The 12,669-nt window shown below is 68.7% G+C and carries 10 protein-coding genes; 4 read left to right on the forward strand and 6 right to left on the reverse strand.

Features of this window, described 5'->3' with window-relative positions; genetic code table 11:
- Positions 1 to 111: 111 nt before the first annotated feature.
- The 3 genes from K7C20_RS17065 to K7C20_RS17075 all read left to right on the forward strand — a co-directional run bounded on the left by K7C20_RS17065 (position 112) and on the right by K7C20_RS17075 (position 2,249).
- Positions 112 to 315, forward strand: a complete 204-nt coding sequence (locus K7C20_RS17065; protein WP_003984261.1) for a cold-shock protein — start codon at positions 112 to 114, stop codon at positions 313 to 315.
- A gap of 263 nt (positions 316 to 578) precedes the next feature.
- Positions 579 to 716 (forward strand): hypothetical protein, encoded by a 138-nt coding sequence (locus K7C20_RS17070; RefSeq protein WP_160328692.1) that lies wholly within the window; start codon positions 579 to 581, stop codon positions 714 to 716.
- Positions 717 to 1,133: 417 nt separating this feature from the next.
- Complete coding sequence (locus K7C20_RS17075) at positions 1,134 to 2,249, forward strand: alpha/beta hydrolase (protein WP_160328691.1); 1,116 nt, start codon at positions 1,134 to 1,136, stop codon at positions 2,247 to 2,249.
- Between the two features lie 1,257 nt (positions 2,250 to 3,506).
- Here the strand turns inward: K7C20_RS17075 and K7C20_RS17080 are convergent.
- Both K7C20_RS17080 and K7C20_RS17085 read right to left on the reverse strand, forming a co-directional pair.
- Entirely contained in the window at positions 3,507 to 5,354 is a 1,848-nt protein-coding gene (locus K7C20_RS17080; protein ID WP_063781249.1) for an AMP-dependent synthetase/ligase, read from the reverse strand.
- 1,059 nt (positions 5,355 to 6,413) lie between these two features.
- A complete protein-coding gene (locus K7C20_RS17085; protein ID WP_053209521.1) occupies positions 6,414 to 7,112 on the reverse strand; it encodes a TetR/AcrR family transcriptional regulator in 699 nt (232 codons plus the stop codon).
- Positions 7,113 to 7,323: 211 nt separating this feature from the next.
- On the opposite strand from K7C20_RS17085, the gene K7C20_RS17090 reads away from it, so the two are divergent.
- The gene (locus tag K7C20_RS17090) at positions 7,324 to 8,202 is read left to right on the forward strand and encodes an alpha/beta fold hydrolase (RefSeq protein WP_053209522.1); all 879 of its coding nucleotides are present in this window, start codon (positions 7,324 to 7,326) and stop codon (positions 8,200 to 8,202) included.
- A 166-nt stretch (positions 8,203 to 8,368) separates the two neighbouring features.
- On the opposite strand, the gene K7C20_RS17095 is transcribed toward K7C20_RS17090, so the two are convergent.
- The 4 genes from K7C20_RS17095 to mqnE form a co-directional block, all read right to left on the reverse strand.
- A complete protein-coding gene (locus tag K7C20_RS17095) occupies positions 8,369 to 9,754 on the reverse strand; it encodes a dicarboxylate/amino acid:cation symporter (RefSeq protein ID WP_030074609.1) in 1,386 nt (461 codons plus the stop codon).
- 509 nt (positions 9,755 to 10,263) lie between these two features.
- Positions 10,264 to 10,554: a DUF4229 domain-containing protein gene (locus K7C20_RS17100; protein WP_030074607.1), complete on the reverse strand. Its 291-nt coding sequence runs from the start codon at positions 10,552 to 10,554 to the stop codon at positions 10,264 to 10,266.
- A gap of 229 nt (positions 10,555 to 10,783) precedes the next feature.
- Positions 10,784 to 11,308 carry a GNAT family N-acetyltransferase gene (locus K7C20_RS17105; RefSeq protein WP_053209523.1) on the reverse strand — a complete coding sequence of 175 codons (525 nt, stop codon included), beginning with the start codon at positions 11,306 to 11,308 and terminating at the stop codon, positions 10,784 to 10,786.
- 68 nt (positions 11,309 to 11,376) lie between these two features.
- Positions 11,377 to 12,540: an aminofutalosine synthase MqnE gene (mqnE, locus tag K7C20_RS17110; RefSeq protein ID WP_030074601.1), complete on the reverse strand. Its 1,164-nt coding sequence runs from the start codon at positions 12,538 to 12,540 to the stop codon at positions 11,377 to 11,379.
- Positions 12,541 to 12,669: the final 129 nt, after the last annotated feature.

Below are 12,669 nucleotides of genomic sequence, written 5' to 3' on the forward strand. Positions count from 1 at the left end.
GTTTCCCTTGCAGTACAGAGCCTGCGGAGCATGTGACCCCGCAGGCTCTTGTAGTTTCAGACTTCTTTGCAGGTTCTGGAGCAGGGCAACCCTTTGGCCCAAGGAGGGCTTATGGCTACCGGAACCGTCAAGTGGTTCAACGCTGAAAAGGGCTTCGGCTTCATCGCCCAGGACGGCGGCGGCCCGGATGTCTTCGTCCACTACTCGGCGATCAACGCCTCTGGTTTCCGCTCCCTGGAGGAGAACCAGCAGGTGAACTTCGACGTCACGCAGGGCCCGAAGGGTCCGCAGGCGGAGAACGTTACGCCGGTCTAAGTTGCCCGGCCCGGAATTTTTTCCAGGTCGCCCCTAGCAGTACCCAAGGAGCCCCGCTCCGCCACTTCGGTGGCGAGCGGGGCTCCTGCCTTTTATTCGCCGCACCGGCTTGGCTGGCAGCTACATGAATTCCTGGCGTCCGGCACCTGGCGCACCGAATGCCACACGCAATACGGAATTGCCGCGGCATTGAGCGCACCGGTCCGCGTGGCACCTTGACGCCCCGGTCGGTTTCCGGCGACGGGACACAGGTCGAATGCGGCGTGCTCAGCACCGCCCTCAATGCCCTGGCGGCGGACCTCCAGGCCGCCAAGAGCAAGCTCGGCGCGGCGGTCGCGGACGCCGAGGGCGAAAAGCTGACCGTGGAGAAGAACGGTTCGGTCACCTCCCCGGAAGGGTGACAAGTACCGGGGCAAGACCCCTCCGGGCGGCACGGTGAACGGTGTCACGGACCAGACGGCCAAGGCACTGCACCGGCAGGCCGCCCACATCTCCACCCCAACCCGTATTTCGCACGGGCACTGGCGTGTGCCGACCGGATCACCGCGGCCCTGGAAGAAGCCACGGAGGCCGACGAGAAGCGGGCCCCGAAGCTGCGGAAGCTGAAGGCTGACGACGATCTGACCGTCTCCGCCGCGGACTGGGTCGACGCCAAGAAGGACACGGGTGGCATACGCGAGGGCGCCGAGCGCTATCTGGACGCGATCAAGGCCCCGCCCAAGCACGGTGACCCGGAGGACAACGCGGAGTGGTGGAAGCACCTGTCCGCCGATGAACGGGACGCCTATATCTCGATGCACCCCGCGAGCATCGGGGCGATGAACGGTCTCCCCGCCAATGCACGCGACGAGGCCAACCGGGCCGTCCTCGCGGAAACACGTGGCCAGTACGAGGTGAGGCTGGCTGCGCTCAACAAGTCGGAGCCACCCGAGTTCGAGAACGTCGGGGCCCGCGGCGACATGAAGTACAGCCAGAAGTGGCTGGACCGGCGCGACAAGAAGGAGCGCCTGGAGGGGAAGATCAAGGGGATGCAGGCGATTCAAGGCCGGTTCGACCGGACCGGCCAGGGTGGTCTCCCCGAGGCATACCTACTGGGCTTTGACCCTGACGGCGAGGGTAACGGAAGAGTTATTCTCGCCAACGGAAATCCAGATACGGCAGATCACACAGCCCTCTACATACCTGGCACTACGAAAGACCTTTCGACAATCGCGGAGGACGATGGCGACACGCCTTCGGATCTCAAGCGCAGCGAAAGGCTGTGGCGTGAGAGCGGACGTCTCACTCCGGGGCAAAAGGTCTCCACCATCACCTGGCTCGATGACGACGCGCCGGACAACGTGCTGACCGACGCTCCGTCCGACACCTACGCGGAGCGGGGCGCACCGCGCCTGCACCAGTACCTCGAGGGCAGTCGAGCGGCCCACACCTACGCGACCGGCGACACAGGTCACACCACCGTCCTCGGCCATGGTTACGGCAGCACCTTGATCGGCGACACGGCCAAGACATTCGTCCGGGACCGCGACAGCCAACAGGTTGTACGCGAAGTCGGAATGCTTTCGAGTCGAGTCCTCGAAATGCTGAACATCAAGGGGAAATCAACCGAACCCGGCCCCGCTGCCGCACCGTGCGACGCATCCCATGACACCTCGCGAACGCATCAGAGCGTCCGTCACCCTTGGTCCCTCTACGGCGTAGGGAGCGATGCTCTGGAGAAGGGAATGAAGAACCTTCACAACGCACTGCCGAACCAGGGGTGGAAGGTAACGAAGTACGGAAAGGATTCCAGCAGAAACCATAACCTGGAGATCATGGCTGTTCATGTGAAAACGCACACCCAGCTTGAGGAAACCTGGCTCAAGGGGCTGGATGGCCACACGCCACTGCTGGAAATCACCCTGTATTCCCGGTGCTTCACGGAACAGCCTTAAGGACTCCAAGTCTCCTTGCACCCTGTTGCGCACCGAGCGCGCTGAGCGTCGAGTGCCGGCCCGCTCCAGCCGTATCTATGACGCCCCTGCGCGCCCCGTATGCCCCAGAGCAGGACAGCCGAGCGCGCACGGTCAACGACTCCGACGGCACCTGGCTCCGCCACGCTTGGTCGACTGCGCCCTCACGGTGGACGAGACAGCTCAGCCGATAGAACGTGCGCAGAAGCACTCGCCGGAACCGGCTGGACCTTGCGCCCTCTGGTGACATACGTCGGCGCCTCTTCCCTGGTCGCGATCAACGCCGAGGATCAGACTGTCGCCCAGATCGGCCCTTTCTCCTCGGCTCGACCGCCCGCGGGCAGCCTCGGTGCGGGACCGGGCGCCACCGGGCCCGCGCCCATGGCGAAGTGATCACGGAAAGTGCTCACATGACAACATGGAGCGGCCTATCTTGGGCAAGATGAGCGAGGACATGCCCCCACAGAAGCCCTGCCCCGACTGTGGCGGCAGAGGCACCGTGGAGTGGGAGACGCCGATGGGCGATGCGGTCACCACGCAGTGTTCCGGGTGCGGTGGCACCGGAACCGTCCTGGCGTAGAGGAGGGGCAGAGGCAGGTATGGCGGCCTTCAACAGGAACGGTAGGCCGGCCGGCCTGGACGCGCAGTACGTCGGCCGGCTGCCGTGCGCGACCTGCGGGATACGTTCGATGAAACTGCCCGGCCAGCAGGGTGGGTTGTGCATTCCCTGCTATGCCGATGAGTGTGCGGTCGCCGGCCGCCGCGCGGCGACCGCGGGGGCTTGGGTTCCGGCGAGTTTCGTGGGCGATCCGTGCCTTGCGTGCGGCTCGAGGTCCGTTGACGCCAACGGGTGGGCGTTCTGGTGCAACTCGTGTGAGATTCAGACGGCTGTGGCCCTGCCCCCGCAGTGAGAGAACCGCGGGCGCGGTGAGGCAGGCGCTGTTGCGGCGCAGATCCTCGGAAACAGACCGGCTCGGAAACAGGCCGGCGACGACGAGCGCGGGCGGGGCCTGTCGCTGCTGGAGGCCGTCTCGCTGCGGGGGGGTGTACATCAAGGGATCAGCCGTAAGACCGTCTGGTGCGAACTCGGCGGGACGTAGCGCCGCGACAGCGCACCGCGTCACAGCGCCGTGGCACGCCACCGCGACAGCGCACGTCAGACCCCGTGCCACCTCCCCCACAGAGGTGACACGGGGGTTCCAGTTTGACGCGCCGAGGGCCGTGGCTCCAGAGCGGGGGTCACCTGCTTTCGTAAAGGCCCGCTATGTCTTCGGAGAAGTCGCGGGCGACGGCGGCACGGCGGAGTTTCAGGGACGGGGTGAGATGCCCGGTTTCCACGCTGAAGTCCACCGGGAGGATGGCGAAACGACGGATGGATTCGGCGCGGGAGACCAGTTCGTTGGCGTCGTCGACGGCGCGCTGGATGTCGGCGAGCAGGAGCTCGTCGTGGACCAGCTGCTGGGGCAGGAGGTCCTGCTTCCTGTGCATCTGGCGCCAGTGGGCCAGGCCGTCCGGCTCCAGGGTGATCAGTGCGGTGATGTACGGGCGGTTGTCGCCGATCACCATGCACTGGCCGACGAGGGGGTGGGAGCGGAGGCGGTCCTCCAGGGGAGCGGGGGCGACGTTCTTGCCTCCCGTGGTCACGAGGATCTCTTTCTTGCGGCCGGTGATCGTGAGGTAGCCGTCGGCGTCGAGGGATCCGAGGTCCCCGGTGGCGAGCCAGCCCTGGTCGGTGACGGGGCGGGCCGCGCCGAGGGCCGCGTCCCAGTAGCCGGAGAAGATGTGGCCGCCGTGGAGCAGGATCTCGCCGTCGTCGGCGATGCGTACGGCGCTGCCGGGGAGGGGCCAGCCGACCGTGCCGATACGGGGGCGGAGGGGTGGGGTGATGGTGGCGGCCGCGGTGGATTCCGTCAGGCCGTAGCCCTCGAAGATCTCTATGCCGGCGCCGGTGTAGAAGGCGGCGAGGCGGTGGCCGAGGGGGGAGCCGCCGGAGAGTACGTGGCGGACCTTGCCGCCGAGGGCGGCGCGGATACGGCGGTAGACGAGCGGGTCGTAGAACTTCCGGGCGGCTTTGAGGGCGACGCCGGGGCCGGGGCCCGTCCCGTGCTCCTTGGCCTCGACGGCCTCGCCGTAGGAGCGGGCGATACGGGCCGCGCGGTCGAAGGAGGAGGCACGGCCCATCTTCTCCGCGGTGGCACGGCCGGTGTTGTAGACCTTCTCCAGGACGTACGGGATGGCGAGGAGGAAGGTCGGCCGGAAGCCCGCCAGGTCGGCCAGCAGGTCGTCGGTCTGGATGCTGGGGGCGTGGCCGAGGCGGACCCGGGCGCGCAGACAGCCGACGGCGACCATCCGGCCGAAGACGTGCGAGAGGGGCAGGAAGAGGAGGGTGGAGGCGGGCTCCTCGCTGACCGACTTGAAGACGGGGTGGAGGAGTTCGACGGCGTTGTCGACCTCGGCGAAGAAGTTGGCGTGGGTGAGGGCGCAGCCCTTGGGCCGGCCGGTGGTGCCGGAGGTGTAGATGAGGGTGGCGAGGTCGTACGGGCCGGTGGCGGCGCGGCGCTCGTCCACTACGGCCTCCGGCACGTCGCGGCCTGCGGCGACGAGTTGGGAGACGGCGCCGGTGTTGAACTGCCAGAGGTGGTCGAGACCGGCGAGCTGGGTGCGCAGGCCGCTGATCAGGCGGGTCTCGTCGACGTTCTCCACGACGCAGGCGCGGGCACCGGAGTCGTCCAGGATCCACTGCACCTGGCGGGCCGAGGACGTGGGGTAGATCGGGACGGTGACCAGGCCGGCCGCCCAGGCGGCGAAGTCGATGAGGGTCCACTCGTAGGTCGTACGGGCCATGATCGCGACCCGGTCGCCGGGGTGCAGGCCATATGCGATCAGGCCCTTCGCCACCGCGCGCACCTGGACGGCGAATTCCGCGGCGGTGAGGTCGTGCCAGGTGCCGCTGGGCTGCTTGCGGGACAGGACGATCTCGGCGGGGGCCTCGGTGGCGTTGGTGAAGGGGATGTCGCCGAGCGAGCCACTGTGTACGGGCGGGGCCAGTGGGGGGACGTAGACCTCGCGGACCGTGCCGCCGACCAGAGTCTTTTCCGGCGCTACGAGGACGGGGTCGGGGACGGGAGCGGGGTGCGAGGGGGAGGTGGCGGGGGCGTCGGCTGGGCCGGTGGGTGATCCGGTGGCTGCACTTTCCTGGTTGAACACGAGCGGGTCCTCGTTTCTCCTGTGGAGTGCGGGGAGGGGAGGGAGGAGGCGGAGAGGGGGTGGGGCGGGGCTGCGGATGCGGGAGGGCCGGATGTGGGAGGGCCGGATGTGGGAGGGCCGGATGCGATGGGTGCCGACGGGCTGCCGGCGGCGGCTACTGCGGCTTTTGACGGGCCGTTGACGGTGCTCGCAGCCGGGCCGGTGGGGACGTACGGGGCCGTCCGCGGGACGGAGTTGGCGGCAGGTGCCCTCCGTAGCTGAGGGCCGCCCACACCGTGCGTGGGTCGGCGGGCAGGGGACGGGACGGGGCCCCGCCCCACCGGGCAGCGGCGGACGAAGCCCGTACCGGCCTCTCCCCCTGGCGTCGGAATGCCGGCCGTCATCGTGACGTCGACGTCTACGTCGGACTCGAAGTCGGACTTGGAGTCGAAGTCGCCGTCGGACTCGAAGTCGGAGTCGAAGCCGCTGGCGGACTCGAAGTCGAAGTCGGATCGGCGGCGCACTCGGACTCGCACTCGGCGTCGCACTCGGACTCGACTCGGACTCGTCAGGTCCGAACAACCGTTGAGGCCAGGCGAGTTACGGCAGCGCGGGAGCGGCGGTGACGACCGATGACGGAGGGCTCGCCCCCGGCGCGGGAATCCGTGGAACACATCCTCGACCCAGTTTCTGACCCGACAGTAACCTTACTTCGAGGTAAAGCTACGCGAGGAGCGGGAGTTGGCCAATGCCCCTCACTCCCTTCATCTCGACAATTCCGGGCCCGGCCGCCCCTCCGTCAGCCTCTTCGCCGCCCCTTCGCCCACCCCCTCCCCCGCCGTCCCGGTCTGCCGCAGCCCACGCCGCCGCCCGAGTGCGGGGAGTCCGAACCCACCGGGGCCCGCCGCATCCCCGAAGCCCCACCCCAAGAAGGAGTCGCCCAACAACCGCCCGCCCGCGTCACCCCCTGGCGGCCGACCGGCTCTCCTGGTCGACGACGAGTCCGCCGGGCGCCCACCGCTCGCCCCCCGTCAGCCGGCCGAGGCCCGTCCAGGCGAAGTTCATCATCGTGGCCGCCGTGTCCTTCGCCGACGGATGCTCGTGCGCGCCCGAAGCGCCTTCGTCCGTACGGACATTGGCCCACTCGGCGAGTGACTCGGCCGCACCGACCAAGGCATGGGCGAGCCCCGCGACCTCCCGTTCGGCCAGTTCGCCGACGCAGCCCGCTTCCTTTGCGGCCGCACCGAGCAACTCCGTGACGAATGCGACGATTTCCGTCCGCATCGCGGCCACTTGGTGCGCGAACGGCTCTCCGTGCGTCCGCGCCTGCTGATGGAGCACGGCCCAGCCGTCCGGATGCTCGGCGGTGTACGCGAAGAAGCCCTTCAGGCCGCTCCACAGCTGCCGCTCGGCCGTTCCCCCTGGCTCGACGGCCGCCGTCACGGCCGCCACCAGCCTCTCCGACTCCCGCCGGATCACCGTACTGAACAGGTCTTCCTTCGAATTCAGGTAGAGATAGACCAGCGGTTTCGAGACCCCGGCCACCTCGGCGATCTCATCCATCGAGGCCGCCCGATAACCACGCCGTGCGAACGTCAGCACCGCGGCGTCCAGCATCTGCTGCTCCCGGACCGCACGCGGCACCCGCTTGCTCTTCACAGCTCCCACCCTGAATGTCCCTCCATCCCGCCCCTTTACTGCAAAGTAAGTTTACGATCTTCGCTCCCGCCCTCGCTCCCTTGACACGTTCCCGCCATGGCGAGACGATACGTCTCGTCACGCCATCCTGCGCTGCGTGCGCCACGCGGGCGCGGCGCGACGCAGCACGGACGTGATGCCCGTGCCCCCACTCCCCCTGGAGGACAGCCCCATGCAGCAGTTCATCGACGCCGCCCCCGGCGTCCGCCTGTGGACCGAGCAGCGCGGCGCCGCCGATGCGGCCCCGTTGCTGCTGATCATGGGCGCCCAGGCGGCCGGCGTCGGCTGGCCGGAGCCACTGGTCGACGCGCTTGCCGAGCACCATCGGGTCATCCGTTACGACCACCGCGACACCGGCCGTTCCACCTGGCCCTTCGAGGAGCAGCCGTACCGGATCGCCGACCTCGCCGAGGACGTGATCGCGGTACTGGACGGGCTGGGAGTCGGCCGGGCGCATGTCGTCGGCATGTCATTGGGCGGCATGCTGGCCCAGATGGTGCTCGCCGACCACCCCGACCGACTGCTCAGCGCCACTCTCATCGGCACCAGCGCCCTCAGCAGCACCCCGTACACCCGCCCCGACGGCAGTACGGTGCCGGTCGACGAGCTGCCGGGCATCGCACCCGAGGTCCTGGAGCTATGGGCCCGTCCGGTCGAGGATCATGGTCCGGCGGCCCAGATGGAGCGCCGGATCGAACACTGGCGGGTACTCGCCGGTGACCGACTCCCTTTCGACACCGAGTATTTCCGCGCCCTTGAGCACCGCGTCATCGAGCACACGGGGCATCACCGGACCAGCACCGCGCACGGCCGTGCGGAGCACGAGGGCATGCTCCGTACGGACCGGCTCGCCGCGAACGAGGTGCCGACGCTCGTGGTCTGCGCGCCCGCCGAACCGGTCTTCCCGCCGCCGCACCCCCAGCACCTCGCGCAGTGCGTCCGCGGCGCATCCGTCGTCGAGATCCCGGGCATGGGGCATGCGCTGCCGCCCGCCGTACTGGAGCCGCTCGCCGCGGCGATCCTGAGCCATACGGAAGCGACGAAGGGCTGACGCCGCCCGACACACCCCGATGCCGCCCGACGCCACCCGGCAGCTACGCACAGACGCGCTCCCGCCCTTCGTGAAGGCGGGAGCGCGTCTGTGCGTCGTCGGGGCCGCGGCCGAGGCCGGGCCGGGGCCGGGCGGCGCCGGGGCGGAGTCCGGGAGGGGGCTGCCCCTAGGCAGCAGCCGGCGCCGGCACGGAGCCCTTCTCTTCCGCACCCTGGGCATCGGCACCGGTAGCGGCACCGGACTCTGCCGCATCCAGAGTGATGCTCCCGGCGCTGTTGTACGCGTCGCGGTCCAGGATCTTCTCCCTGGCGGAGACCAGGATCGGGATGACCGACTGACCGGCGACGTTGGTGGCCGTACGCATCATGTCCAGGATCGGGTCGATGGCCATCAGCAGACCGACGCCCTCCAGGGGCAGGCCCAGCGTGGAGAGGGTCAGCGTCAGCATGACCGTCGCGCCGGTCAGGCCGGCGGTGGCGGCGGAGCCGATGACGGAGACGAAGGCGATCAGGAGGTAGTCGCCGATGCCGAGGTGGACGTCGAAGATCTGGGCGATGAAGATCGCGGCGATCGCCGGGTAGATCGAGGCGCAGCCGTCCATCTTGGTCGTCGAGCCGAACGGCACCGCGAAGGAGGCGTACTCGCGCGGCACACCGAGGCGCTCGGTGACCTTCTGGGTGACCGGCATGGTGCCGACCGAGGAGCGGGAGACGAAGGCCAGCTGGATGGCGGGCCAGGCGCCGCGGAAGAACTGGAGCGGGTTGACCTTGGCGACGGTAGCCAGCAGCAGCGGGTAGACGCCGAACAGGACCAGGGCGCAGCCGACGTAGATGTCGACGGTGAAGGTCGCGTACTTGCCGATCAGGTTCCAGCCGTACGTCGCGATGGCGTTGCCGATGAGGCCGACGGTGCCGAGCGGGGCGAGCCGGATGACCCACCACAGGGCCTTCTGGAGCAGTTCGAGGACCGAGCGGCTGATCGTGAGGACCGGCTCGGCCTTCTCGCCGAGCTGGAGGGCCGCGATGCCGGCGACGGCCGCCATGAAGACGATCTGCAGGACGTTGAGCTCGGTGAACGGCGTGATGATGTCGGTGGGGACGATGCCGGTCAGGAAGTCGATCCAGGAGCCCGCGTGGTCGGGGAGCTTGCCGTCCTTGGGGGTCAGGCCGGTGCCCGCGCCCGGGTGGGTGAGCAGGCCGATCGCCAGGCCGATCGCGACGGCGATCAGCGAGGTGACCATGAACCACAGCAGGGTGCGGGTGGCGAGCCGGGCGGCGTTGTTGACCTGCCGCAGATTGGTGATCGAGACCAGGATCGCGAAGAAGACCAGCGGGGCCACGGCGAGCTTCAGCAGCTGGACGAAGAGGTCGCCGACGTGCTGGAGCGTGGTGGTGAGCCAGCCGATGTCACCGCTCTTGGCGATCCAGCCGAGCAGCACGCCCAGGGCGAGGCCGGCCAGGATCTGCACCCAGAACGGGATCTTGGATATGCGGGAGGACTTGGGGGACCGGGGGGCCTGTGAAGACTCGGCGGTCTCGGCAGACGTGGACAACGGACACACTCCGGGGACAGGTAAGGCGTCGGGACGGCGAAAAGAAGCGCCAGGAAGATGAGCGGCTGCGGGGCAGACGCGAAGGGGGCCTCTCCCGCCCGGAGGGTGAGGGAGAAGATCTCCGGCCGCTGAGGAGAGAGGTCAGCGGCGGCAACAGGCCGCGGACATACAGCGGCAGAGATCGACGTGCAGGCGCGCCACGAGCGGAGTGCTCCTGGGGGACGGAGGCGCGGCTGCTGTCTTCATGACAAGTACGTTAACACTCGAACTTTGAGGAACTCAAAGAAAATCTTTGAGTTCCGGGGAGGCCTGGGCGCCGGACCACCCGTCAACAACGCGACAGGCGCCCGGCCATGGAGCGGAATCCATGGCGCCGGGCGCCTGTCGTGGAGAAGAGGCTGTGAGGCGTCTTACATAAAGGTCCAGGCCTTTAGGGCCAGGACTTCAGTCAAGTCCAGGCCGTCATCAGTCCAGGCCGTCATCAGTCCAGGCCGTCATCAGTCCAGGGCCTACTTCAGCCCGTCCTCCTGGCCGGCGCTGGCCATGAGGCGCTCGCGCTGGCGGTCGACCTTGGCGACGATCTGTTCGGACATCGCGTCCCGCTGCTTGCGCAGCAGCACGAAGCTGAGCGGCGCGGAGATCACAATGGCGAGCAGCAGCATCCAGACGGTGTTGGAGGCGCCGATGGCCAGCGGGATGACGTGGAAGTACGCCAGCACCCACACCACGGCGAACGAGGCGACGAAGAGGCCGATGCGAAGGGCGGTGTAGCGGAGCGTGGCGAAGTTGTGGCTACTCACGGATGGGACCTTCTCCTCAACGGCAACCTAAAGGGTCTGCATCCAGTCAAGCACAGCGCTTCGGGCGATCTTCGCGGCCCCCGCCGCGGCCCCGCCCAGGGCGCATCGGCCCACCGCATCGCCCCACCGCGGCGGCCCTGCCCCGGGGCCCCGGCCCGCGGCGGCGCCCGTCGGCCCAGCTCAGTCCGGCTCAGTCCGGCTCAGCTCAGCCCTTTCAGCCCGGTTCAGCTCAGCCCAGCTCCAGCCACATGGTGATGTCGTCGCGGTAATCGTCCGCGGCCAGCCGTATCGCGCCGGGCACGCGGCCGACCTCCTTGTAGCCGCAGGCCTCGTAGAAGGGGCGGGCGCCGGAGCCGCCGCGGCAGGTGAGGCGCAGGGCGGTGATCCCCTCGACGGTGCGGGCGGCCTCGGCGACCGCGGCCATCAGCTGACGGCCGGCGCCCCGGCCCTGGAGGGAGGGGTGGACCATGACGGTGTAGACCCACAGCCAGTGCGTCATCAGGCGGTGGCCGTTGAGGGTGAGGAACGCCGTCGCCACGACCCGGCCGTCCCCCTCACGGCCGACCACCAGGCGCGCGCGGCCCTCGGCCATGGCGGTCAGATGCCTGAGCAGGTCGGGGCGGACCTGATCGGGCGCCACCGGCGGGAGGAAGCCGACCGCGCCACCGGCATTGGACACATCGGCCCACAACGCGCATATCCCATCACGGAGTTCGGGAGTGACAGAAGGGTCCGGGTCGAAATGCACGTCCATGACCCCGGACCCTAACTCTCCCCGACCCTCCCCACCGACAGCGCCGCTGACCAGGTCAGACGCGCATCTCAGACGCGCATCGGCTGGGGCGATTCGCGGCGCTCCGGGTCGGGGCCCGGGTACTCGCGGATCGCCTCGTAGCGGGTGTTGCGCTCGACGGGGCGGAAGCCGGCGTCGCGGATCAGGTCGAGCAGGTCCTCACGGGTCAGCTTGTTGGGCGTGCCGTAGTTGTCCGCGTCGTGCGTGATCTTGTACTCGACGACCGAGCCGTCCATGTCGTCCGCGCCGTGCTGGAGGGCGAGCTGGGTGGTCTGGAGACCGTGCATGACCCAGAAGCACTTGATGTGCGGGACGTTGTCGAAGAGGAGGCGGGAGACCGCGAAGGTCTTCAGAGCCTCGGCGCCGGTCGCCATCGTCGTCCGGGCCTGGAGCCTGTTGCGGACCTTGCCGTCCTGCATGTCCACGAAGTCGTGCTGGTAGCGCAGCGGGATGAAGACCTGGAAGCCGCCGGTCTCGTCCTGGAGCTCACGCAGCCGCAGGACGTGGTCGACGCGGTGGCGGGGCTCCTCGATGTGCCCGTAGAGCATCGTCGACGGGGTCTTGAGGCCCTTCTCATGGGCGAGGCGGTGGATCCGCGACCAGTCCTCCCAGTGGGTGGCGTGGTCGACGATGTGCTGCCGGACCTCCCAGTCGAAGATCTCGGCGCCGCCGCCGGTCAGCGACTCCAGGCCGGCGTCGATCAGCTCGTCGAGGATCTCGGAGGCGGACAGGCCCGAGATGGTCTCGAAGTGGTGGATCTCGGTGGCGGTGAAGGCCTTGAGGGAGACCTCCGGGAGGGCTTCCTTGAGGGCCTTGAGGGAGCGCGGGTAGTAGCGCCACGGCAGGGTCGGGTGCAGGCCGTTGACGATGTGCAGCTCGGTGAGGTTGTCGTTCTCCATCGCCTTGGCGAGGCGGACGGCCTCCTCGATGCGCATCGTGTACGCGTCCTTCTCGCCCGGCTTGCGCTGGAAGGAGCAGTAGGCGCACGACGCGGTGCACACGTTCGTCATGTTGAGGTGACGGTTGACGTTGAAGTGGACGACGTCGCCGTTCTTGCGCGTGCGCACCTCGTGGGCGAGGCCGCCCAGCCATGCCAGGTCGTCGGACTCGTAGAGGGCGATACCGTCCTCGCGGGTCAGCCGCTCCCCGGCGTGGACCTTCGCCTCCAGCTCACGCTTGAGGCCCACATCCATCGACGCAGCCATCCGGTCGCCTCCCAGTCTCTGCCTTGTCGGTGCCGTTTCTGGTGCAGGAAACGGGCTTCGTCGAGCGTACTCCCCCGTAAAAGGGGCGGACGGGGGCCCCTTGGTGCGCCCGTCCGC

It is taken from the genome of Streptomyces decoyicus, assembly GCF_019880305.1.
GTDB lineage: Bacteria > Actinomycetota > Actinomycetes > Streptomycetales > Streptomycetaceae > Streptomyces > Streptomyces decoyicus.

What these genes read in the sequence shown, in the direction of transcription:
- K7C20_RS17065 (WP_003984261.1), top strand. Translation starts at nt 112, where the DNA reads ATGGCTACCGGAACCGTCAAGTGGTTCAACGCTGAAAAGGGCTTCGGC.
- K7C20_RS17075 (WP_160328691.1), top strand. Translation starts at nt 1,134, where the DNA reads ATGAACGGTCTCCCCGCCAATGCACGCGACGAGGCCAACCGGGCCGTC.
- K7C20_RS17090 (WP_053209522.1), top strand. Translation starts at nt 7,324, where the DNA reads ATGCAGCAGTTCATCGACGCCGCCCCCGGCGTCCGCCTGTGGACCGAG.
- mqnE (WP_030074601.1), bottom strand. Translation starts at nt 12,540, where the DNA reads ATGGATGTGGGCCTCAAGCGTGAGCTGGAGGCGAAGGTCCACGCCGGG.
- K7C20_RS17105 (WP_053209523.1), bottom strand. Translation starts at nt 11,308, where the DNA reads ATGGACGTGCATTTCGACCCGGACCCTTCTGTCACTCCCGAACTCCGT.